The sequence below is a fragment of the Streptomyces sp. SYSU D01066-1 genome (genome assembly GCF_054956795.1).
Genome location: NZ_JBUDHV010000004.1, coordinates 249,785 through 272,425, shown reverse-complemented (window position 1 = coordinate 272,425; position 22,641 = coordinate 249,785). Strand labels below are relative to the sequence as shown.

General features: G+C 68.8%; 16 protein-coding genes and 1 pseudogene. 7 read left to right on the top strand and 10 right to left on the bottom strand.

Annotated features, from left to right (window positions below; genetic code table 11):
- Positions 1 to 25 precede the first annotated feature (25 nt).
- From ACY1JF_RS06595 to ACY1JF_RS06575, 5 genes are all read right to left on the bottom strand, one after another.
- Complete coding sequence (locus tag ACY1JF_RS06595; protein ID WP_462704060.1) at positions 26 to 364, bottom strand: CBS domain-containing protein; 339 nt, start codon at positions 362 to 364, stop codon at positions 26 to 28.
- Positions 365 to 506: 142 nt separating this feature from the next.
- On the bottom strand, positions 507 to 1,919 hold the full coding sequence (locus tag ACY1JF_RS06590; RefSeq protein WP_462704023.1) for a DEAD/DEAH box helicase: 1,413 nt from the start codon (positions 1,917 to 1,919) through the stop codon (positions 507 to 509).
- Positions 1,920 to 2,132: 213 nt separating this feature from the next.
- Entirely contained in the window at positions 2,133 to 2,336 is a 204-nt protein-coding gene (locus ACY1JF_RS06585; protein WP_073934532.1) for a cold-shock protein, read from the bottom strand.
- A 236-nt stretch (positions 2,337 to 2,572) separates the two neighbouring features.
- Complete coding sequence (locus tag ACY1JF_RS06580; protein ID WP_462704022.1) at positions 2,573 to 4,039, bottom strand: COG1470 family protein; 1,467 nt, start codon at positions 4,037 to 4,039, stop codon at positions 2,573 to 2,575.
- 350 nt (positions 4,040 to 4,389) lie between these two features.
- Positions 4,390 to 5,601 (bottom strand): MFS transporter, encoded by a 1,212-nt coding sequence (locus ACY1JF_RS06575; RefSeq protein ID WP_462704021.1) that lies wholly within the window; start codon positions 5,599 to 5,601, stop codon positions 4,390 to 4,392.
- A 90-nt stretch (positions 5,602 to 5,691) separates the two neighbouring features.
- On the opposite strand from ACY1JF_RS06575, the gene ACY1JF_RS06570 reads away from it, so the two are divergent.
- Complete coding sequence (locus ACY1JF_RS06570) at positions 5,692 to 6,561, top strand: LysR family transcriptional regulator (RefSeq protein WP_462704020.1); 870 nt, start codon at positions 5,692 to 5,694, stop codon at positions 6,559 to 6,561.
- A 176-nt stretch (positions 6,562 to 6,737) separates the two neighbouring features.
- Here ACY1JF_RS06570 and ACY1JF_RS06565 read toward each other — a convergent pair.
- Positions 6,738 to 6,833 (bottom strand): annotated as a pseudogene (locus ACY1JF_RS06565) (cold shock domain-containing protein); the annotation flags it as partial.
- Between the two features lie 265 nt (positions 6,834 to 7,098).
- Here ACY1JF_RS06565 and ACY1JF_RS06560 point away from each other — a divergent pair.
- Positions 7,099 to 7,692 carry a hypothetical protein gene (locus ACY1JF_RS06560; protein WP_462704019.1) on the top strand — a complete coding sequence of 198 codons (594 nt, stop codon included), beginning with the start codon at positions 7,099 to 7,101 and terminating at the stop codon, positions 7,690 to 7,692.
- A 404-nt stretch (positions 7,693 to 8,096) separates the two neighbouring features.
- Positions 8,097 to 8,531, top strand: coding sequence for a hypothetical protein (locus ACY1JF_RS06555; RefSeq protein WP_462704018.1), 435 nt, complete (start codon positions 8,097 to 8,099; stop codon positions 8,529 to 8,531).
- Between the two features lie 313 nt (positions 8,532 to 8,844).
- Here the strand turns inward: ACY1JF_RS06555 and ACY1JF_RS06550 are convergent, their stop codons facing one another.
- The 4 genes from ACY1JF_RS06550 to ACY1JF_RS06535 form a co-directional block, all read right to left on the bottom strand.
- Positions 8,845 to 9,867 (bottom strand): Brp/Blh family beta-carotene 15,15'-dioxygenase, encoded by a 1,023-nt coding sequence (locus tag ACY1JF_RS06550; protein ID WP_462704017.1) that lies wholly within the window; start codon positions 9,865 to 9,867, stop codon positions 8,845 to 8,847.
- Between the two features lie 165 nt (positions 9,868 to 10,032).
- Positions 10,033 to 11,085, bottom strand: coding sequence for a bacteriorhodopsin (locus tag ACY1JF_RS06545; RefSeq protein WP_462704016.1), 1,053 nt, complete (start codon positions 11,083 to 11,085; stop codon positions 10,033 to 10,035).
- A 480-nt stretch (positions 11,086 to 11,565) separates the two neighbouring features.
- Complete coding sequence (locus ACY1JF_RS06540; protein WP_462704015.1) at positions 11,566 to 12,489, bottom strand: NADP-dependent oxidoreductase; 924 nt, start codon at positions 12,487 to 12,489, stop codon at positions 11,566 to 11,568.
- 106 nt (positions 12,490 to 12,595) lie between these two features.
- The gene (locus ACY1JF_RS06535) at positions 12,596 to 12,991 is read right to left on the bottom strand and encodes a MerR family transcriptional regulator (protein ID WP_462704014.1); all 396 of its coding nucleotides are present in this window, start codon (positions 12,989 to 12,991) and stop codon (positions 12,596 to 12,598) included.
- A gap of 1,480 nt (positions 12,992 to 14,471) precedes the next feature.
- Here ACY1JF_RS06535 and ACY1JF_RS06530 point away from each other — a divergent pair.
- The 4 genes from ACY1JF_RS06530 (at position 14,472) to ACY1JF_RS06515 (ending at position 22,576) form a co-directional block, all read left to right on the top strand.
- Complete coding sequence (locus ACY1JF_RS06530; RefSeq protein WP_462704013.1) at positions 14,472 to 15,740, top strand: SNIPE associated domain-containing protein; 1,269 nt, start codon at positions 14,472 to 14,474, stop codon at positions 15,738 to 15,740.
- Between the two features lie 742 nt (positions 15,741 to 16,482).
- Positions 16,483 to 18,228, top strand: a complete 1,746-nt coding sequence (locus ACY1JF_RS06525) for an N-6 DNA methylase (protein WP_462704012.1) — start codon at positions 16,483 to 16,485, stop codon at positions 18,226 to 18,228.
- Positions 18,225 to 19,433, top strand: coding sequence for a restriction endonuclease subunit S (locus ACY1JF_RS06520; protein WP_462704011.1), 1,209 nt, complete (start codon positions 18,225 to 18,227; stop codon positions 19,431 to 19,433). Before ACY1JF_RS06525 ends, ACY1JF_RS06520 begins: the two co-directional genes overlap by 4 nt.
- Positions 19,433 to 22,576, top strand: coding sequence for a type I restriction endonuclease subunit R (locus ACY1JF_RS06515; protein WP_191873408.1), 3,144 nt, complete (start codon positions 19,433 to 19,435; stop codon positions 22,574 to 22,576). The genes ACY1JF_RS06520 and ACY1JF_RS06515 overlap by 1 nt, the downstream gene beginning before the upstream one ends.
- Positions 22,577 to 22,641: the final 65 nt, after the last annotated feature.

The following is a 22,641-nucleotide window of genomic DNA, read 5'->3' as shown; positions in this document are numbered from 1 at the left end:
GGCCGCCTCACCCGGGGGAGCGGCCTCAGCGGGCGGTGAGGGCGAGGACGCCCAGGGCGTTGCCGTCCTCGTCGACCACGGGCAGGGCTCCCAGCCGCCGGTCCCGCATCGCCGCCTCGGCCTCGGCCACCGTGCTCAGCGGCGAGGCGAAGGGCGCACCCGCGACGACGACGTCCCGCAGGCGGACCCGGTCCGTGTAGCCGCGACCGTCCCGTACGGCGGTGAGCCGCGCCCGGGAGACCAGGTCGGAGAACCGGCCGTCGTCGTCGCGCACGACGAGGTGCCCCGTACGGGCGGCGGCCATGACGGACAGCGCCACCTCGACGGTCATGTCGTCCCACACCTGCGGCCCGGCCGCGTCCATGGCGTCGGCGGCCGTGCGGTGCCCGGTGTCGGCGTACTGCGCGTGGGGGTACGTCGCCGGTGTCAAGCGGTGCCTCCTGGAGAGATGGGTCAGTTTCCCGAGCGCCGGCCGGCGGACGCCGGCCGGGTCGAACGGTACGGATCTAGGCGGCCGAGCCCGGGGCCGACCGCCGTGCGGACGCCGTGCGCCGGGCCGCCGATGCCGGGCGGCGCCGCCCGCGGGACGCGGAACCGCGCTTGGGGCGTTCGGGCGCCGCCGGCGCGGTGATGACGACCGGGACGCCGGAGGGCGCCTGGGCACCGGTGATCCGGCGCAGGGCCTCCGCGCCGGCCCGGACCTGGGTGGTCTGCGCGACGATGCCGGCCGTCGCCATCAGGCGGCTCATGGCACGGCGCTGACTCGGGGTGACCAGGGTGACGACACTGCCGGACTCACCGGCCCGGGCCGTACGGCCGCCGCGGTGCAGGTAGTCCTTGTGGTCGGTCGGCGGGTCGACGTTGACGACCAGGTCGAGGTTGTCGACGTGGATGCCGCGCGCGGCGACGTTGGTCGCCACCAGCACGCTGACGTGCCCGGTCCTGAACTGCGCCAGCGTCCGGGTGCGCTGCGGCTGCGACTTGCCGCCGTGCAGGGCGGCGGCCCGGACCCCGCTGTTCAGCAGGTGCGCGGTGAGGTCGTCGACGGCGTGCTTGGTGTCCAGGAACATGATCACGCGGCCGTCGCGGGCGGCGATCTCGGTGGTGGCCGCGTGCTTGTCGGCGCCGTGGACGTGCAGGACGTGGTGCTCCATCGTCGTGACCGCCCCGGCCGACGGGTCGACGGAGTGCACGACGGGATCGCTCAGGTAGCGGCGTACGAGCAGGTCGACGTTGCGGTCGAGGGTGGCGGAGAACAGCATGCGCTGGCCCTCGGGACGTACCTGGTCGAGCAGGGCGGTGACCTGCGGCATGAACCCCATGTCGGCCATCTGGTCCGCCTCGTCCAGGACGGTGACGGCGACCTGGTCCAGCCGGCAGTCGCCGCGCTCGATGAGGTCCTTGAGACGTCCGGGCGTGGCGACCACGACCTCGGCGCCGCCGCGCAGCGCGCTCGCCTGCCTGCCGATCGGCATCCCACCCACGACGGTGGCCAGCCGCAGCCGCACCGCCCGGGCGTACGGCGTGAGCGCGTCGGTGACCTGCTGCGCCAGCTCCCGCGTCGGTACCAGGACCAGCCCCAGCGGCTGCCGGGCCTGCGCGCGCCGCCCGGCGGTACGGGCCAGCAGGGCCAGCCCGAAGGCGAGGGTCTTGCCGGAACCGGTGCGTCCGCGGCCGAGCACGTCGCGCCCGGCGAGGGAGTTCGGCAGCGTCGCGCCCTGGATGGGGAACGGCACGGTGACGCCCTCCGAGCCGAGCGCGCCCAGCAGCTCGGCGGGCATGTCGAGATCGGCGAACCGCGCCGCGGCGGGCAACGCCGGGGTGATCGTCTCGGGCAGTGCGAACTCGCCCCGCGGGGCGGCGGGGCGGCGGCCGGGGGCCGCTGAACGGAACCGGCGGGCGGGGCGTGTGCGGTTCATGCGGAACCTTCCTTGACGGGATGCGGCACATGTCAAGGAATTCCCGCACGGCCCCGGAAACTGGCAGCAAGAATTGCAAGAACGGGCCGGATGCGGAGGTGGTGCGGAAGTGATACGGAAGTGGTGCGGAAGTGATGAGGGCGAGGAAAAGCGTATGCAGCTGGGGCCCGCACCCCGAAGGATGCGGGCCCCAGCTACGAATGCGTGCAGGCGTCAGGCGAGGACGATGTTCTCGGCCGTCGGGCCCTTCTGGCCCTGCGCGATGTCGAAGCTCACCTTCTGGCCTTCGAGCAGCTCGCGGAAGCCCTGGGCGGAGATGTTCGAGTAGTGGGCGAACACGTCGGCGCCGCCACCGTCCTGCTCGATGAAGCCGAAGCCCTTTTCCGCGTTGAACCACTTCACGGTGCCAGTAGCCATGTTGTTACTCCTTCAGGGGGGTCGGAATCCGCACTGCGCGAAAACCATGTCGCCGCAATGATCACCCCGCCCGGAAAAGCACCGGCGCCAAATGGAATTCGGGAACCACGACTGCAACTGAGAACGACAGTAGCACGTTGCGGCGGACCGTGCGTGATGAGTAATTACGCTCGGTCCGCCGCTGTATGAAAACTGTCCGCGAAATTCGGCAAATCCTCCTCCCGCGGGTACAGAAATCACACCTTGAGCTTGACCGCTTCGATCCACAGGTCGTTGTCGAAGGCGCCGACGTAGGTGAAGAGCAGGTTGTCCGTCTCGTCCCCGGGCTGGTCGCAGTGCAGGTCGGTCCAGGTGGCGCCGTGCACGTAGGAGCTCTGGCAGACGGTGCCGCCGCCGTCGTCGACGCTGATGCCGAACCCCAGCAGGTGGGGGGCGTCCGCCGCGGTACTGCCGACGTAGTGGTCCTCGCCGTCGGCGACGGTCGTCCACGGGCCGTCGTAGTGCCCCGTGTCGTCCTTCGACCCGGGGTTGGGGACGAAGTCGTTGCCGCCGGTGCCGTTGGTCCCGTACACGGCGATGTTGACGGCCGTGAGCGTTCCCGAGCCCGGGGTGCCCGCCACCTCGTCGTCGCACGCGACGTCGCTCCAGCCCGTGCCCTTCGCGTGGACCCGGTAGCAGATGTGCCGTCCGCCCGGGTCGTCCGCGGCCAGTTGCCGGACGGCGGTCGCCGCGGTCTCCTCCGCGGCCTCGGTCTCCTCCGCCCCGGCGCCACCGCCACCGCCCCCGGACCCCGACCCGGCGCCGGCTCCGTCCCCGGCCGTGTCCGCCTCCTGCGTCGCGGTCGCGGCCGGGGGCGCCAGGGCCTCGGCGGACGGGGCCTTCGGTGCCTCGGCGGTCGACGAGGGGGCGGCGGGCGCCAGCGTGCTGACGCCGGCCTGCTGGGTCACTTCGGCGGCGGCGGTGCGGACCTGGGGCTTGTAGGCGATCCACAGCATCACGAACGCGATCGCCAGCGCCACGAAGACGCTGAGGAAGCCCGCCAGCCAGCGCGGCAGGAAACTCCGCTGCACGTACACGCCCTCGACGCCCAGCGGCGCCACCCCCGACCGCTGCACCGCCAGGGTGTAGGGCCGCTGCTCCGACGTCCCGAACCAGCTGATCTGCCGCGGCTTCAGCGTCGTCTTCACGAACGCCGCGCGGCCCGGCTCGATCTGCACATTGCCGGGGTGTATCTCGTACGACAACTGGTCACCGTTGTCGCTGCCGGCGATCGACGCCGTCACCTTCGTGTTGCCCAGGTTGTCCACGGCCAGCCGCGGCTTGCCCCGGAACCGGCCCTTCACCGTCGTCGGCACCAGCTCGGCCCGCACCTCGGTGAACGGAGTGATCGTCAGGTTCCCCTCGGGAACCGTCACCGCGTCCGGGTGCTCCGTCGGCGTGATCCGCACCCCGTACGGGTTCGGGCCCGCCGTCGCGTCCGGCGTGCGCGGCGGGGCGAACGTCAGCTCCACCGTCCCCGTCGTCCCCGGGTACAGGCGCAGCGACTGCGGTTCCACGGAGGTCCAGGGCGCGAGCGAGCCCACCGCCTCGAAGCGGTACTCGTCCACCACGTCACCGGTGTTGCGCAGCCGCAGCCGTACTGTCGTACTACCACCCGGGTCCACGGTTGCGGAGGCGGGCTCGAGGGAAGTCCACAGGCTCACTCCCGGACATTAAACGTGCCGGTGGTGCCGGGACAGGTAGCGGCGGGGCACGATGGGTGCCCGAAGAGGCGAGGCCGATTGCCCCACCGGAACCGGACGGGCCGCCGGAGCCGGACGGGCCGCCGACAACCCTGGCCGCCCCGTGACGGGACCGGGGAGTCGGGACCGGCCAGCCCCGGAGGAGACCGCGGTCGAGCGGCCGGTACGCGCCGGCGCCCCGCCCGGACGGGAACGCCTCCCGCGGGTGGACCCGGAGCCCGCCCTGTCCGACGAGCGCGACGAGACCTCGCGTGCCGCCCGGACCCGGGCGGCACGCGGCCTCAAGGACGAACCGCCCTCACGCGGTCCGTTCAGCGGCGAAGCATCCGGGAGCCGGAGAACACGACGAGGACCGCGGCGAGGGTGACAAGACCGACGAGCACGGCGGCCGCGGGCCAGACCCTGAGCGCGGCGGCGGTGAGCAGCGGCGGGACGGTCATGCCGGCGTAGGCGATGAGGAAGACGCCGGCGAGTGCCTCGCCTCGACGCTCCGCGTCCGTGACCGCGGCGACGGTGCCGAGGGCGGCTCGGAACAGGATGCCGATCCCCGCGCCCGCGACCCCGCCGCCGATGAGGAAGAGCGGGAGCGAGGCGACGACGGCGGCGGCACCGATGCCCGCGAGCCCGAGCGCGGCGAGCGCGATGGCGTACCCGAGCTGAGGGCGCGTCGCCAGCCGCGCGGTGACGATCTGCGCGAGGGCCGCCGCCATGAAGACGACGAACGGCGCCAGGCCGGCGAGCAGGTGCGAACGCAGCCCGAGGAGACCGGTGAGGAAGGTCGAGGACAGTCCCATGAACGTACCGAACACCGCGAACGCCCCGAACGCCGCCGCCCCCGCCGCCCAGAACGCGCCCCTCCCCGACGCCGGCACGGCGACGCGCTGCGGCCGGTAGGCGGGGCGCTTCCCACGGCGCTCGACCGTCTCGGGGACGAAGGCGACCAGGACCCCTTCGACGGCCAGGAGGACGGCGAAGGCCACGTAGGGCGTGACCAGCGGTCGCGTGGCCCACGCCGCGACGAACCCGCCGACCAGAGCGCCCAGGCCGATGCCGCCGAGGTTCGCGAAAGTCGACACCAGGGCGACGCGGCCGCCGGCGTGATCGGCCGCCGCGCCGAGCTCGGAGAGGTGCGCGGTCGCGGTGGCGGTGAGGACGCCGATGCCGAGCCCGCTGACGAAGCGGGCGACGACGAGGCCGGTGACGTCGTCCCGGACCAGGAAGAGGACCGCGGCCAGCAGGTTGACGAGGAGCGAGCAGAGGATCACGGGTCGGCGTCCGAACCAGTCGGAGACATGGCCCGCGAGATACAGGCTCAGCATGACCCCGACCGCGTACGCGGCGAAGACGGCGGTGAGGACGGTCGTCGGGAAGCCGTCGCGCTGCTGGTAGATCGCGTAGAGGGGCGTCGGGACGGCGCAGAACGCCAGCTCGGTGCTGAAGGCGAGCGCGATGATCCAGAAGCCCGTCCCGTGCGGGAGTCGTCCGGTGGCCGGGGGCTGGGCGGAAGCAGCGGTTGTCGTCACTCCTCCATGCTTGACACCTCCCGTCATCGCGTCCAACGCATATTCTTGGTCACAGTCATCGACACGAACGATGGAGCGGCAGGCGCGGAGATGGAAACCCGACTGGTCGAGTACGCGATCGCGGTCGCCGACGAGCTGAGCTTCACCCGTGCCGCGCAACGGGTCCACGCGGCACAGTCGACCGTCTCCGCCGGCGTTCGGGCGCTGGAACGAGAGCTGGGTACCGCGCTCTTCGAGCGGGACCAGCGAGGGGTGCGGATCACCGCTGCCGGGGAGGCGGTGCTGCCCGCGCTCCGCGCGCTCGCCGACGCCGAGGCGCGCGCCCGCACCGCGGCCGACCCGCGGGGCGAACTGCGGGGCGAGCTGCGCATCGGGGTGTTCTCCAGCGTGAGCTACCTCGCGATCCCGCGCGTCATCGGCGCCTTCCACCGCGAACACCCGCTCGTCGACCTCCGGCTGCGCGCGTCTGCGTCCGGCTCGGCGGAGCTGGCCGACGCCGTGCGGCGGGGGCGGCTCGATCTCAGCCTGTACGGGCTCCCCGCGGCCACCGCCCCGGACCTTGCCGTGCACCGGCTCGCCACGACGCCCTACGCGGTCGTCCTCGCGGCCGACCACGTACTCGCGTCGCGCGCGGAACTGGCGCTGGAGGACCTCGCGGACGAGCGTTTCGTGGACGCGCCTGCCGGTTTCGGCAACCGGGACGTCCTCGACGCCGCGCTCAGCGCCCGCGGGATGGTGCGCGACGTCAGAGCCGAGGTGACCGAGACCGGCTCGATCCCGCCCTTCGTCGCGGACGGCCTCGGCGTCGCGCTCCTTCCCGAACTGCTGATCCCGCCGAGCGACGGCATCGCGGTCGTCCCCCTGAAGGAGCGCATCACCTGGGAGTTCAACGTCGTGACGCGGACCTCGACCGGTGAAGCCACCGCGGCTCTGCTCGATCAGTTGCTCGCGGCCTACTGACCCCTGTCCCCGGCGCCTCCAGCCCAGGAGGGGGCCGGGGCAGCCGGCTCCGCGTTCCCCACCCGCTCGTACCACTCGCCCCGACCGGTGGGGCACCCGTCTCTCGGTACGTCGGACGCGCCCCGTCCCGTCCTCGTCGCCGTCAGGAGCCAATGCCGAAGGTCCCGGACCGTGTGGGAGAAGTGGCCCCGACAACCGCCGGGTGTTTCCGGGGAGTCGAGCACCCCCCACCCTTCCTCGTCGCGCCACTCACGCACAGTCGCAGCCACCATGAGGTCATGCCGCCTGGGTGAATCCTTTTCGTCACGGGAGCGCTATGAGGAAACATCCACCCCTTTGACGCGCACATATAAAGCACATGTAAAACGGAACCGCGTCACAACACACCACCCACGGACTTCGCCACCTCGCACCCCAATGCGCCCCCTTCTCTTCTCGGCGATCGACGCGACGGACCCCTCCTTGCTGTAAACCTCAAGCACGGAAAAGGTGCCGCGTAGCCCGATCCGTCCACGATCCTCATGCTAGGAAACCGCTGTGACACGAGAAGAACAAGTCATCACGGCCCTGATCGAGGAATGCCGGGCCGTCTCGGAGAGACTCACGGCCTATCTCCTGCTGGGCGAAAAGATACTCGCCAGTTCGGTCGTCCTCATTTCCCTCGGGGTGTCGGTGACCATCAACTCGGGGAAACTGTACCTCCTCATGGGCTTGCCGTTCGCGATTTCCTTCCTCGTCGTCTACCTGCTCTTCCTGACCACCGAGGCGCTGTCGCTGGGCGGCTACCAGGCGGCGTTGGAGCGCGAGGTGGCGAGAAAGACTGGTTTCCCCGTGACCCATTGGGAGTCTGAAATAGCACGCCACCGGCACGGAGCTATAGCGAACATTTGCATACGGGCCATGATAGGTGTCCTGTACGCAGGTAGCGTGGTAGTCGCCCTGATCCAGGCTGTGGCGACGACATCAAGCGAGCGACTTGGTCTTGTGAACGGCGTAGTCTGCATAGCGGGAACCTCCCTGTCGATCCTGTTGGGGACCGTCTCCATAGTTCTTTCCTTCATGGCCGAACAGCGGGCCCACGCGAAGGTGAGGGCGATTTCTGAGTCCGTAATACGCAACGCGGCCGAGTGAGCTTCGGCGGCAAAGGTCCTGCCGGGGCGGCGTCCCCGAGCGGGACCGACGCGAGGTCGGTGGAGCGGATTTGAGCCGGAGCTGTCGTGGTGCGGTCGATCATGGCCTCGTAAGCTTCCGGCGGGCCGGGCGGTCTGCGGACCCGCCCGGTGAAGCACCCCGTCGGGGCCGTGGCCCTCGGGGCTCGCGCCGAAGTGGCTCCGCGAAGCTGCGGAGCCGGCCGTCCCGGCCATGACGTACTTCCTCCTCCGGCATCGGGCGGCTGCCGCCGTGCGCGGCCCGGGCGTCGGCCGGGCTGGAGCGGGGCGGGGACCGGAACGCGGGCCGGCCGGGGGCCGGGCCGTACTTGAAACCAGCAGGGAAAGCCGTGACTCGGCCGTTGACGGGCGGGGAGGAGGAAGGACTTGGGGGCTCGGGCCGGCTACGGGACGCAAGCCGAAGCGCTCGCGGGCCTGTTGGAGGCTTTCGGCGATGCGGCCGTGGTCCTCTCCTACGAGGAGGACAGGGCGTTCGCCGCACTGAGCCTGGACCGCTTCGGCACCGTGGGGTCCTCCCGGCTGGACTGGCGGGGCGCTGAAGTACTGCGGAACTCCCCGGCGTTCGACGGCGGGGAGCTCCGGAGAACGCTGTGTGAGCTGGCGAACCCGGACGAACTGGTTGTTCTTTTCTGGGCGAACCTGGAGGTTCCTTCGATCGCTGTGGAGGCCGGTCTGGTGGCGGCACACGCCGAAGCGGTTCTGGCGGACTCCTGCGCGTGCTGGATCCACCTTGCCGACAGCGGGGTACTGATCGAGTTCCAGGACGGCGAGGGGTTCACCGCCGGCCGGGTGCCTGGATGACGTCTTCCGCGAGGTCGGGAATCACCGCGAGGCGGATCATGCTCCCGGAGTGGTCGGGTCCGGTCTCGTAGCCGCGGGCGAGGTGGCGGTGCGTCCGATCCAGGTGAAGGCCCCGCATGACGGCGAGTTCACCAAGCGGCGAACCGTCCGATGCCTGCGCATTCATGACGCGAACGTCCTCTTGTCCCTGAGTCCCTGAGTCCCTGAGTCCTTGAGCCTCTGAGTCCTTGAGCCTCTGAGTCCTGAGTCCTGAGTCCTGAGTCCTTGAGCCTCTGAGGCCATGAGTCCCTGGTGCGCCTCGGGAGACCTCGCGTCACCCGTCGTCCCGGCAGCTGCCGGACGGTGATCGGGCGGCCGCCGCGCGCTGTGCGGCGCGCGGCGGTGAGGGGCGCCCGGGGCCGGGCCCCGGGCGCCCCTCACCACGGTCCAGGCGGGCCACGACGATCAGGTGGGGGAAGGTGAGGGCGGCCAGCAGGACCACTCCGCCGGCCGCTGTCCGGCCGTCCGCCAGGAAGGCACGGGGCAGGGCGGTGAGCAAGGCGAGGGCGGCCAGCGCGGTGGCCGTGGGGACGGCCGCTTGACGGCCGAACCTGCGCAGCACCGCCGCGGTGTGCCCGGCCCGCAGCGCCGGCGCGTTGGCGGGGTCGGCCAGCACCAGCCGGGCGATGTGCCGTACCGAGTGCCAGGCACCGAAGTAGGCGCCGAACGCCACCAGGGGCGGTACCAGGCCGAACAGGGCGGTGAGCAGCGACAGTTCGGCGGCCTGCCGGTACCGTCCGGCGCGCAGGGCCATCCCGCAGCAGACCGCCACGGCCGCTCCGGCCAGTACCGCGGTGGCCGTCCGCACCGGCGCGGCCAGCAGCCAGTCGGCGCCGGGGGCGAGCTGCCGCACCACCGGGCGCACTTGCCCGGGCCACAGCGCCAGGGGCAGTACGGCGGTGACCGTTCCGTGGGCGAGGGCGTGCACCGCCCGCGGAGCCGGATCCGCCGGACCGTCGCGCAGGGCGCAGAACCGGGCGTCGCCGTAGCCGAAGTGCAGGGCGGAGACTGCCAGGAAGACACAGAACACACAGGCCGGCACGGTCAGGGCGGCGACGGGGACGGCCGCTGCCGCCGCGGCGTAGCCGAGCGGGACGACCGTCCGGTGCCCGGTCGCGGGCCGGGAGCCGCGCCGGAACCAGCCGGGCACCAGGTGGTCGACGGCGCCGTGCGGCAGGCCGGCCACCAGACCGGCCAGGAAGACCGCGACCGCCCAGTGCCGCCACACCTGCGGTGCCACCAGGCCGACGGCGAGCACGGCCGCCACCACACCGGTGGAGATCCGGCCGGCCGGCACCAGGACGCGGGCCGCCGGGCCGGGAGTGGCCGCGGGGCCGGGATCAGGCGCCGGGCCGGGAGTGGCCGCGGGGCCGGGAGTGGCCGCCGGGCCGGGATCGGGTACCGGGCCGGGAGTGGCCGCGGGACCGGGAGTGGCCGCCGGGCCGGGAGCGGCCACCGGGTGTCACCGGGCCGTGCCGGTGCCACCGCGGCCGTGGTCTCCGCCGGTGCCGTCCCCGCCGCCCTCGCGCACCGGCAGCGGGGCGGGGTGGGCGCTGTGCCCGGTCAGGGCCGCCGCCACCGGGGGCCAGGCGTCGGCCCGTTTGACGTGCGAGATCCACACCTCCTCCGGGTGGGTCCCGGTGCCGCTGCGGATGTCGTCGGCGGTGCGCATCTTGGCCACCTTGTGGATCAGCACGCCGAACCAGACCTTGGCGGCGACATCGGCCGCGCAGAAGCCGAGTTGGGTGACCAGAGCCCAGGCCACCAGGTGGGACTCGGGGCCGACGGTCTGCTGGATCAGGTAGATCAGCGGGTAGGCGCCGAAGACGCTCAGCAGCAGGACGGTCGCCCGTTTCAGAACGGTGTACGCCTCCGGCGGCAGCTCGTCGCGGCCTGCCAGCACCGCGTGGCCCAGCACCGCGTACAGCACGAGGAAGAACACGGTGCTGATCGCGCCCCACACCACCAGCCACAGCACCCGGTTGCCGTTGTCGAGCACCTGGGCGCCGAGGAAGCCGGTGAGGATCATCAGGAAGGACGCCACCACGGCCGTGCTGCGCAGCACGGACATCCGCCGTCCGGCCACGGCACACACGGCGAGCAGCTCCACGGCGAGCAGCGGCACCGTGACCGACCAGTCCGCGTACCGCATCCCACCGTCGAACTCGGTGTCGGCCACTGGCACGTACCGCTCCCCCCGGAGGGTGAAGGAGGTCTTCCAGCTGATGAAGAGCTCCACGTAGGCGAGGAAGGCCAGCAGCTGGAGCAGGGCGCTGGCGTCGCTCGCCGACCGGTAGCGCGGGGACGTCTCGCTCCGGGTGACGAAGGCGTGCAGGGAACCCGCCAGCAGTGCCAGAGCGGTCGCCATCAGGGCGTACTGCACCATGCGGTACTCGCCCGCCGTGTAGGTCAGCACGCCGGAGAACTCGCCCCGCTCCGGGGGCGCCGCCGGCACGGAGGTGCCGCTTTTCCCTACGGCGCCGAAAGCGGCGCCCACCGTCCGTGCGAGCAGCATGACCGTCCCCTGGGCCGGAGCGGCCGGGTGGACGACGGGACCCGTCGTCCCCCCGGTGCGTGCGAGCCGGCCCGGCCGGCGCACACGCTCGAGTACGCGATCACGTTAGGGAGACACCGGGCGGACGGCGACCGGAGCGGGTCCGCCGGAGCGACGGCCCGGCTGTCCGGACCGGACGGAACCGGTGACCGCGGGGCCACCGGGACGGGAACCGGCCCCGGCACGGCCGGGCCCCGTGCCCTGATCGCCGGTGCCCTGAGGTTCCCCCGAGATGCGGGGGAACCTCACTCCCGAGATGCGGGGGAACCTCACCGACCCGTCAGGCGCGTGTGTGCCTCGCCGCACACTTGACCGCTGTCGGCGTACGCCTGAACGTGCTCAACCCCGTACAGGTGAACGTGCTCAGTCGACGAGGCGCTGACCACGGGTTCTCGTCCGTGCGAGGTGGACGGTCGACGGCGTCGGACGGCCGGGTACTTCTCATGCCACCTTGATGACGACCTTGCCCGAGGCGTGACCGTTCTCGACGGTGGCGAGGGCGGCCGGGGCGTCGGAGAGCGGATGGACCGCGGTGATCACGGGTGCGAGGAGTCCGTCGAGGGCCAGCCGGGCCGACCGCTCCAGGTTGGCGCGGTCGAGGCGACGTTCGACGAAACGCCCACCGAGATCGGGCACGGACATGTCACCCACAGCGATGACGTTGCGGGGATCCCGGGCCAGCGGAGCGACCGTCCGCAGCGAGGTGCCTCCGGCCAGGTCGACGATCCCGTCGAAGCCGGCCGGAACCAGCTCGCGTGCCGCGGCGACGACGTCCTCGGCGGTGTAGTCGATGAACCGCACCCCGATGGCCTCGGCGTGCCGGCGTTTGGCGGTACTCCCGGTGCCGATCACACGCAGCTCACGCCCGATGGCCAGCCGGGCGACGGCGAGGCCGACCCCGCCCCCGACCCCGTTGACCAGGACCGTGGCACCGGCCGGGAGGCCGAGCTGGTCGAGCACGTCCACCGCGGTCGTCCCGGCTACCGGCAGCGTCGCCGCCACGGCCGCTGACAGACCCTCCGGGACGCGCGCGGTGTTCGGCGCGGACAGCACCGTCGTCTCGGCGTAGGTGCCGCCGCCGGTGAGCGCGAAGCCGAAGACCGCGTCACCCACCTCGAGCCCGTCGACGTCCTCACCCCGGGCGAGAACGGTTCCGGCCGCCTCCATGCCCAGCACGCGGGGGAACGGACGCCCGCCGTCGAGCCCGTCGACCAGGCCCGAGCGCAGAAGGTGGTCGAGGGGGTTCACGCCGGCGACGCCGACCTGGATCAGCACCTCGCCGCGACCGGGGACGGGGTCGGGACGATCGAAGAACTCCTGCACCTCGGGCCCGCCATACCTGCCGAAACCCCACGCCTGCCCCATCTTCCGCCGCCTCTCGTACGACCGACCCGGTGCTTCCGGGCGTTGTCGCCATCCTCACCTCTGACATTGATGTGAGGGGCAACCGGATGAGACGCGGATCACAGCATCAGGCCGACCGCTCCACCGGTTCCGGGGCCGTGGACAGCTCCGCCCGGTGCCGGCTGTTGGCCCTGATCAGCACGTCGAGTGCGTCCCGGGTCTCGATCAGGTGCGCGATGTCGGCGTCGATCCGGTCGCGCTCACGCACCATCGCCGTGAACGTCTCCTCGGCGACGCCCAGGTCACCCGGGACGTCCACACACGGCAGCACAGTCGCGATCACCCTGCTGGACATACCCGCGTCGAACAGCTGTCGGATGAGTGACACGCGCTGGACCGCGGCATCGGAATAGTGACGTTGCCCCGCGTCGGAGCGTGAGCTGGTCAGCAGGCCCTGCTCTTCGTAGTACCGCAGTGAGCGCGGACTCACGCCCGTGCGCTTGGACAACTCGCCTATCCGCATCCCTGGGAGCCTACGCCCGCCTGCTCCAGGTCCAGACCGCCGTCGAGTCACGGACGCTCGCGGGCACACCCACGGCCGCAGGGGCGTCCCCCCGGTCCCACGACTGAACACGTTCGCCTGTACCCGCCGGAGCGCTTTTCTCGGTACGCCGCCAGCAACACGCCGGCCTCGGCAGCCGGCGCCGGCACGCGGGAGCTGATGACGCGCATGGGGCGCGGCGATTCCCGGGCCGCGCTGGTCTGCCAGCACATGACCAGCGCCCGGGACCGGGCCGTCGCCGACCGGCTCGAGGCCACGATCCGCGACGACGGGGAGGAACCTCCGGCTTGGGGATGCGGACTCCGCGTGGACTCCAACGGCACGCGTGTGGCGCGACCCCGGACACGACGAAGGGCCGGCGCGGGAGGGAACCCCTCCCGAGCCGGCCCTTCTGTCTGTGCCTCCGGCAGGATTGGAACCTGCGCTGCGACACCCGCTTTAGGGGTTTTCTCTGATCAAGGCCGTGACCTGGGTAAACTCCACCATGACCGCGTTTGACCTGGAGAAACGTGTCCCGGTGGTTCTTGCGGGTTCCCAGGGTTTCCCGGCCTCATGTGTGCTGAATCCGTTCCGGGCCGACCGCAGGGGGGTGACCTCGTGCCGCAGGTCGCGGGCGCGTGCGGCGTGGTCAGGGGGAGGCACAGGACGCGGAGGAGTACGCGCCAGTGCGGTGGATCATCCCCGTTCACGGGGCCCCGGTTGCCGTGCTGGTCGCGGTTGTGGGTGAGCCAGGATCCGTGTTCGACAACGCCAGGTGGTGCGTTCTTGAGAACGGACAGGAACTTGTCCGCGGACGGAGGGGCGGCCACCTTCGCTTCACCTTCACCCGGTGCGTCAGGGGCGGTCGGCCGTGCCCGGGGGCGCCGGACCGGTCCCTCGAGGACGAAGGGCACTTCGCTGCCGACGGAGAGCCATCCTGACAGCGGCCGGAGCCCAACTGCTCCCTGCGGCTCACCCACCTCGTCGGATCTGCTGCCAGGAGGGCCAAAAACAGGAGATGGCAGGACGAAGGTCCACAAGGCCGAGTACGTTCGACTCGGCCCGCTGGTTGCCGGACGGCATCGGGGTTACACCGGCCGTCTCTCGCCCTCGCGACAGGAGTCGTTGCCCCATGACCTACCGGTTCAACCCGCCGCCCACCTGGCCCGCCCCGCCGGAGGGGTGGAGCCCGCCACCGGGCTGGGAACCAGATCCCGCATGGCCCACACCCCCAGGCTGGCAGATCTGGATCCCGGAAGGGGCCGTGCCGCAGCCGAGCGCACCCGTTCCTCAGCAGTCCCCCTACGGTCCCCAGGCGACGGTCCCGGCCACAGGCGGGGGTCTGTTCGGCCGGCGCCGTAAGCAAGCGGAGTCCGAGGCGGCGCGTCTGGCGGGCGAGCTGGCGCTGATGGAAACACAGGTACGCGGACTGCAGGAAGACAACCGTCACCTGACGGAGCAGTTGAGTCGTCTCATCGGAGCCGACAGCGCTCGGATAGCCGCCGAGCAGCAGCGACTGCGCCGCGCGCACGAGGAGAAGCTCCAAGAGATCGGACGGATCGACGCTCTCCTCGACGAGAAGACAGAGCACGCCGCCGAGAGCGCCGCGCAGTCCCTGGTTGACGTGCGCCGCCAAGCCGACGACCTGGCTCGCCAGATGGCGGAGGCCGAACAGCGCCTCACGGCCGCGCGCCGGGACCTGGTGCTCACCGATGAGACGCGGATGCTGCAAGAGGCCGGCATTTACGAGTACCGCCATCCGCTCGCCGACGCGCTCGCCTACAAGGACCGGCTCGACAGTCTCAAGGCCCGCTACAAGCAGTTGGCGAGGGACGATCGGGCAGTGCTCGGGAACCAGTACTGGATGGTGGACGGCTCAGCTGCCAAGGGCCGCAAGATGGTCCGTGACTTCTCCAAGCTGATGCTGCGCGCGTACAACGCCGAGGCGGACAACGCGGTGCGCGGCATGAAGCCGCACCGGCTCGACTCGCTGATCGACCGGCTCGGCAAGACGCGGGAGTCGATCGCCCGGCTCGGCGCCACCATGCAGATCCGCATCGGCGATGACTACCACCAGTTGCGGGTCCAGGAGTTGGAGCTGACGGCGGACTACCTGGTGAGGAAGGAGACCGAGCGGGAGGAGCAGCGAGAGCTACGAGCCCAGCAGCGCGAGGAGGAGCGCCTGCAGCGCGAGATCGAGCGCGAGCGGCAGCGGCTGGAGAAGGAACGCAGCCACTACGAGGGCGCCCTGCGCCGCCTGCGCTCCGGCACCGGTGATGAGGCAGCCATCGCCGAGCTTGAAGGCAAACTTGCCGAGTTGGGTGCCGAGCTTGAGTCGGTCGAGGCCCGCGAGGCCAACATCCGGGCCGGATACGTCTACGTCATCTCCAACATCGGAGCGTTCGGCGAACGCATGGTCAAGATCGGTATGACCCGGCGCCTCGATCCCATGGACCGCGTCATCGAACTCGGGGACGCGTCCGTCCCCTTCCGCTTCGACGTACACGCCCTGATCTTCAGTGAGGACGCCGTCGGCCTGGAACGCCGCCTGCACCAGGAGTTCGAGTCCCACCGCGTCAACCGGGTCAACCTACGGCGGGAGTTCTTCTACGTCACACCGGCAGACGTACGCGCCGCCCTGCAGCGGCTCGCCGGACAGCACCTCCTGGAGTTCCAGGACACGCCCGAGGCTTCTGAATGGAGGGCCAGCCAGACCGCTGCCGGGCGGTGACGGGCTCGACTCGGTCAACCTCGTCGGGTGGTCCAGACGGCAGGCGGCGCCATCCAGACTGATCCAGGTGACCTTGGAGGTACTTCCCGCCGCGAGGTGAGCGGTCACTTCTCCGGTTGGGGTGATCGCGAGCCACACGGACACCTGCACCTCGCTGATGTCTCAGTTCGAGCAGGAGGCCGCCGACGCCCCCCGGGGGGGTCGGTAGAAAACCCCGTAACCAGGACGTCGCCTAGCGTTACGCCCCGCGCACGCACGAAAACAGCCCCCTCGGAGATCACTTCGAGGGGGTTGTTTGAAGCTCCGTGCCTGGTCAGACACTGTGCCCCCGGCAGGATTCGAACCTGCGACACCCGCTTTAGGAGTGGGATCGAATCCTTGCCGGGAGGTGCCTGGCGCTGCCGTGCGATGCTGTTTCCCCTGGTCAGAACCGCACGGCGAGCCACTTCGTCCGGCTCATGCGGGCCTGTATCGGGCAGTCCGCTCACGCATCGCTCACGCACCTGAGGTACCTCGGTGTCGTGCTGGCGCATCTCCATCTCTTCGTAGGGGAGTCTGCGGGGGCCCGGTTCGTTCTTGCGGCCTTCCAACGCCTTGCGGAGTTGCCGCTCCGGCAACATGTGCAAGCAGCCGTGCGATTGGCATGAGCGAGTCAAGAAGTTTCCTAGCTGAACCATGGGATGCTGGCTGGTCCCTTTGGCAAAGTGATCGTCACTGCTAGACGATTCTCGTGAGGAACCTTGTGAGTACGCTCGGTAGCTTCATCTGGTCGATCGCTGACCAGCTTCGGGGGCCCTATCGCCCCAACCAGTACGGGACTGTGATTCTTCCGTTCACGATCCTGAGACGGCTCGATTGCGTACTTGAGCCGGACCGTGCGGTGGTACGAGAGCTGGCCGCGAGGTACGAGAACCCGAACCGGCTCAAGGTTGAGGTCAAGAAGGCCACGGGGCGGACGTTCTACAACACCTCCAACTACGAATTCGCGAACCTGCTGGCCGATGCGGATGGGCTGGCGGACAACCTCGCTGACTACATTGACCGGTTCTCGGCCGATGTGGACGTGTTCGAGTATTTTGACTTCAAGAAGGAGATCCTGGCCCTGGAGAAAGCTGGACTCCTGCGCGAGATCGTCAAGTCCTTCGGCGCCGTCGACCTGCATCCCAAAGTGGTGTCCAACGCCGACATGGGGGATGCGTTCGAGTACATCATCCGCAAGTTCAACGAGGCCGCGAACGAGACCTCCGGAGACCACTACACGCCGCGCGACGCGATCCGGCTGCTGGTTGATCTGCTCTTCGCTGAGAAGGACGTCGCCCCCTCCGGGGGCAGCATCGTTCGGACGCTGTACGACCCCACCGCCGGCACCGGCGGCATGCTCTCCCTGGCAGAGGAGCACCTGCTCGCTCAGAAGCCCGAGGCGAAGCTCAGCCTGTACGGCCAGGAGTACAACCCGCAGTCGTACGCCATCTGCAAGTCCGACCTGCTCGCAAAGGGGCACTACGCGACCAACATCGCCTTCGGTAACACGCTCACTGACGACGCCTTCAAGGGCCGCCAGTTCGACTTTTGCATGTCTAACCCGCCCTACGGGGTGGACTGGAAGCAGTACGCCAAGGCAGTCAAGGCGGAGCGTGACTCCGCCGGCCCCTACGGCCGATTCGCGCCGGGACTCCCCGCGACCTCGGACGGCCAAATGCTCTTCCTGCTCCACTTGGCCCACAAGATGCGCGCCCCCGAGGACGGTGGTGGCCGCGTCGGCATCATCATGAACGGCTCGCCGCTCTTCAACGGCGCTGCCGAATCCGGCCCCTCCAACATCCGTAGGTGGCTGCTGGAGAACGACCTGGTCGAGGCGATCGTCGCGCTGCCGACCAACATGTTCTTCAACACCGGCATCGCCACCTACATCTGGATCCTCGACAACACCAAGCAACCAGACCGTCAGGGCAAGGTCCAGCTCATCGACGGCACGTCGTTCTGGACCAAGATGCGCAAGAACCTCGGGGCCAAGGGACGCGAGATCAGCGACGATGATCGTGCCGAGGTCGTGCGGCTGTACGCCGACTTTGAGGACGCCGATCCCGACCACTCCAAGGTGCTGCGTAACGACGAGTTCGGCTACTGGACCATCACCGTCGAGCGTCCCCTGCTCGATGAGGACGGGAACCCTGTCGTCGATCGCAAGGGCAACCCGAAGCCCGACTCGAAAAAGCGTGACACCGAAAATGTGCCCTTCACCTACGGTGGCTCAACCGCCGGTGCGACAGGAAAACGCGAGGTCATCCAGACGTACTTCGACACGGAGGTGAAGCCGCATGTTCCTGACGCTTGGATCGACTGGTCCAAGACCAAGACCGGCTACGAGATTCCCTTCACCCGCCACTTCTACAAGTACGTACCACCCCGCCCGCTCGCCGAGATCGACGCCGACCTGGAGAAGCAGGTTGCCAAGATCCTTGATCTCCTCCGCGAGGTGGAGCAGTGATCACCACCCCGCCGCCCGACTGGCGTGAGACAACGGTGCGGCGAGTGTTGCGCCTGCTGGACCGACCTGCTCGGTCGGGGCTCGGTGTTATCACCGCCTATCGGGATGGCACAGTCACTCTGCGATCGAACCGCCGAGAGGACGGCTACACCTTTTCTGATAGCGAGAACGGTTATCAGGAGATCCGCCCCGGCGACCTGGTCTTCCACGCCCTCGACGGTTTTGCTGGCGCCGTCGGCGTCTCGGACAGTCATGGCAACGGTTCACCCGTCTACCACGTCTGCGAACCTGTGGTGGGCGACGATCCCGCTTACCTTGCTCGCCTGCTACGCCACCTTGGTACCTCCGGGTTCCTCGCCACCCAGGCGCCGAACGTCCGCGAACGCAGCGTTGATTTCCGTAACTGGAGCACCTTCGCCCGCATTCCTCTTGTATTGCCCCCGGCCGACGAACAGCGAGCCATCGCCCACTACCTCGACCGCGAGACGGCCCGCATCGACACGCTCATCGAGGAGCAGCAGCGGTTGATCGAGATGCTCCGCGAGCGACGGCAAGCCATCATCGACGTGGCCTTTTCGGTGCTTGGTGAGCCTTGCGTGCAATTGCGCCGATACGTCAGATTCCTGACGAGTGGTTCCCGTGGGTGGGCCGATTACTACGCGGATGCGGGCGAGCGTTTCGTCCGCATCGGGAACTTGCCGCGAGCCAGCCTCGACCTTCGAGGTGACGTCCAGTTCGTCGACCTGCCAGCGAATGTGACTGAGGGCTCGCGAACGATGCTGGAGGCAGGAGATCTGCTCTTCTCCATTACGGCCTACTTGGGATCGGTCGCCGTGGTTAGGGGCGACTGGGTCGGTGCGTACGTTAGCCAGCATGTGGCTCTCTGCCGTTTGGAGTCAGAGCATGTGGATTCCAGGTTCATTGGGTGGTTCATGCTGACCACCAAGGGCCAAGATCAGCTCAAGGAGGGTGCTGCAGGCGGGGCGAAGATGCAGCTGGCGCTCGATGACATCAGGGGACTTCGTGTGCCAGTCGCGCCCATCAACGAACAGCGAAACATCGCTGCATCCCTCGATGAGCAGACCGCAAAGATCGACACGCTCATCGAGGAGACCGAGCGCTTCATCGAGCTCTCCAAGGAACGGCGGTCGGTGTTGATCACAGCGGCGGTGACGGGGCAGATTGACGTACGCGAGGGGGCGTGATGGCCGATCACAACGAGGTGGTCTTCGAGACGGAGATCTGTAAGTACCTCGAGGCTCACGGTTGGCTGTACTCGGAGAACGACCGTGACGGCGGGGAGTACGACAGGGAGCGGGCGCTGTTCCCGAATGACCTGTACGCGTGGCTGCAGGAGACGCAGAAGCCGGCGTACGAGAAGGCATTGAAGGCGGCGGGCTCGCAGGCGAGGTTCCTCGACGTGCTGACCGCGGCGCTGGACAGGCCGCTGGAGCATGGTGGGGGCACACTGAACATCCTGCGCAACGGGGTGCAGTACATCGGTGGCGGCCGCTTGAAGATGGCGCAGTTCCGCCCCGAGACCTCGCTCAACGCGACAACCACGGCGCACTACGAGGCGATGCGGGTCCGGGTGGTGCGGCAGGTGCACTTCTCGACCGCTGATCAGCGCATCCTCGATCTGGTGTTCTTCATCAACGGCCTTCCGGTGGCCACGGTGGAGTTGAAGACGGACTTCACCCAGTCGCTGGATGAGGCGATCAACCAGTACAAGCAGGACCGCAACCCACTGACTAATGGACGGCCCGAGCCGCTGCTGTCCTTCGGACACCGCGCTCTGGTCCACTTCGCGGTCTCGAACGACCTCGCGGCGATGACCACCAGGCTGGAGGGGGAGAAGACCCACTTCCTGCCGTTCAACATCGGCTTCGACAGCGGTGCCGGTAACCCGCCTGGCGCGGACGGACGGTCGTCGACGGCGTACCTGTGGGAACGCGTCTGGGAGAAACACGCCTGGCTGAACATCATCGGGCGGCTGATGATTGTGCAGACCAAGGAGGAGTGGGACGTCACCACCGGCACGTCGGTGAGGCGTACGAGCATGCTCTTCCCACGGTTCCACCAGTGGGAGGCCGTCACGAGCATCGTTGAGGCGGTGAAGGAGGAGGGTGTCGGGCAGCGGTACCTGATTGAGCACTCGGCCGGGTCGGGGAAGACGAACACCATCGCCTGGACGGCCCACCGGCTGGCGCGGCTGCACGTCGATGATCGGAAGGTCTTCGACTCAGTCATCGTGGTCGTGGACCGCACTGTGCTCGACTCCCAGCTGCAGGATGCGATCCGGCAGATCGACGGCACCGGCAAGATCGTCGTGACTATCAGCCCCGAGGACGTCCGCAAGGCCGGCGCGAAATCGAAGTCGGGTCTGCTGGCGCAAGCGTTGAAGAACGGCGAGCTGATCATCGCGGTTACGGTGCAGACTTTCCCGCATGCGCTGGACGAGATCCGGACCGACGCTAGCCTCAAGGGCAAGCGGTTCGCCGTCATCGCCGATGAGGCGCACTCCTCCCAGTCGGGTCAGATCTCCTCGAAGCTGAAGCAGGTACTGACGGCCGAGGAGGTCAAGGAGATCGAGGAGGGCGGCGAGGTCGATGTGGAGTCGGTGCTGGCCTCGGAGATGACCGAGCGGGCCGAGTCGGAGAACATCTCCTACTTCGCCTTCACCGCGACGCCGAAGAACAAGACCCTCGAATTGTTCGGCCGCAAGGGTGCCGACGGGAAGCCGCGCGAGTTCCACCTGTACTCGATGAAGCAGGCGATTGAGGAGGGCTACATCCTCGACGTGCTCAAGGGCTATCAGTCCTACGACACGGCGTTGAAGATCGCCGGCAGGGCCGAGAGCGGTGATGGGGGAGAGGTCGAGGAGGCTGCTGCCCGCAAGGGTCTCATGCGGTGGGTACAACTCCACCCGACCAACATCAGCCAGAAGGTGCAGATCATCGTCGAGCACTTCCACGCCAACGTCGCCTACCTCCTTGAAGGCAAGGCGAAGGCGATGGTGGTGACCGACTCGCGCAAATCCGCGGTGAAGTACAAACTGGCCATCGACGCCTATATCGCCAGGCGCCGCGCCGAGGACGCCTCGTACAATTACCGCACCCTGGTCGCCTTCTCTGCCGGGGTGACGATGGGCGAGGACGAGACCTGGCACAGCGATTGGGGCCCGCAGCCGTCCAAGGATGACGAGTTCACCGAAGCCAACATGAACCCCGGTGCCGGGGCTGATCTGGCAGCCGCATTCAAGGGCGATACGTACAAGATCATGCTGGTCGCCAACAAGTTCCAGACCGGCTTCGACCAGCCCTTACTCTCGGCGATGTACATAGACAAGAAGCTGTCAGGGGTCACCGCGGTGCAGACGCTCTCGCGGCTCAACCGCACCCACCGCACGGCTGGTGGGGAGCAGAAGCGCAAGACATTCGTCATCGACTTCGCCAACAAGCCCGAGGACATCAAGGCAGCCTTCGAGCCGTACTTCAAGAACGCGACCCTGGAGACCGAGACCGATCCGTACGTCGTCGTCCACCTGGCTAACAAGCTTGCCCAGGCCGGAATCTACACCGAGGACGACGTTCGCAAGGTCGCCGAGCTGTGGGTGACTCGGAAGGGCAACAACGCGCTCTCGGCGGCGATCAGCCCGGCGCAGCACGGTTTCCGGCGCCGCTACGCGCGGGCGATCGAGGAGGAGAACAAGGTCACGCTCCAGGAGCTCGACCTGTTCCGCAAGGATGTCTCCACCTACGTACGTCTCTATGACTTCATGTCCCAGATCGTCGACTACGGCGATCCCTACATGGAGATGCTCTCGATCTTCCTGCGCTTGCTGGAGAAGGTCATCGCCGAGTCCGCCTGGGCGGCCGAGGTGGACCTTTCCGACGTGGTGCTGGTCGGGGTCAAGCACAACAAGGCAATCCAGGTCGACATCTCACTTGTGGGCGACGGGCAGCTGAAGGGCATCAGCGCCGCCGGCACGGGAATGAAGAAGGATCCGAAGTACGTCGCGCTCCAGGTCGTCATAGACAAGATGAACGACCTCTTCGGTGCCGAATCGTTCGCCGAGTACCAGGTCAGGGAGTTCGTGCAGGGACTCGTCCAGCGGTTGCTCGCCGACCCGAACCTGATCAGGCAGACCAAGGCGAACTCCAAGAAGCAGTTCCTGGAGTCACCGGATTTCCAAGCCGCCGTTACGGAGGCGGTCGCAGACAACCAGGACGCCCACAACACGATGGCTGACTACTTCTTCACCGACGGGCCGGCCATCAACTCGATCATCGTCGCCCTTGCGGATGCCTTCTACGAAGCAGCGATCGATCAGCAGGTGGATTCATAGATACGGCAGCACGCATGTCGCGCCCAGCTGGCGGGCCTTGGGTCAAAAACCCGCTCGGCCTACTG

Bases quoted from the DNA above. Each gene is read 5' to 3' on its own strand.
- ACY1JF_RS06595 (WP_462704060.1), bottom strand. From the start codon at position 364: ATGGACGCGGCCGGGCCGCAGGTGTGGGACGACATGACCGTCGAGGTG.
- ACY1JF_RS06590 (WP_462704023.1), bottom strand. From the start codon at position 1,919: ATGAACCGCACACGCCCCGCCCGCCGGTTCCGTTCAGCGGCCCCCGGC.
- ACY1JF_RS06585 (WP_073934532.1), bottom strand. From the start codon at position 2,336: ATGGCTACTGGCACCGTGAAGTGGTTCAACGCGGAAAAGGGCTTCGGC.
- ACY1JF_RS06570 (WP_462704020.1), top strand. From the start codon at position 5,692: ATGGAAACCCGACTGGTCGAGTACGCGATCGCGGTCGCCGACGAGCTG.
- ACY1JF_RS06545 (WP_462704016.1), bottom strand. From the start codon at position 11,085: ATGCTGCTCGCACGGACGGTGGGCGCCGCTTTCGGCGCCGTAGGGAAA.
- ACY1JF_RS06540 (WP_462704015.1), bottom strand. From the start codon at position 12,489: ATGGGGCAGGCGTGGGGTTTCGGCAGGTATGGCGGGCCCGAGGTGCAG.
- ACY1JF_RS06535 (WP_462704014.1), bottom strand. From the start codon at position 12,991: ATGCGGATAGGCGAGTTGTCCAAGCGCACGGGCGTGAGTCCGCGCTCA.
- ACY1JF_RS06515 (WP_191873408.1), top strand. From the start codon at position 19,433: ATGGCCGATCACAACGAGGTGGTCTTCGAGACGGAGATCTGTAAGTAC.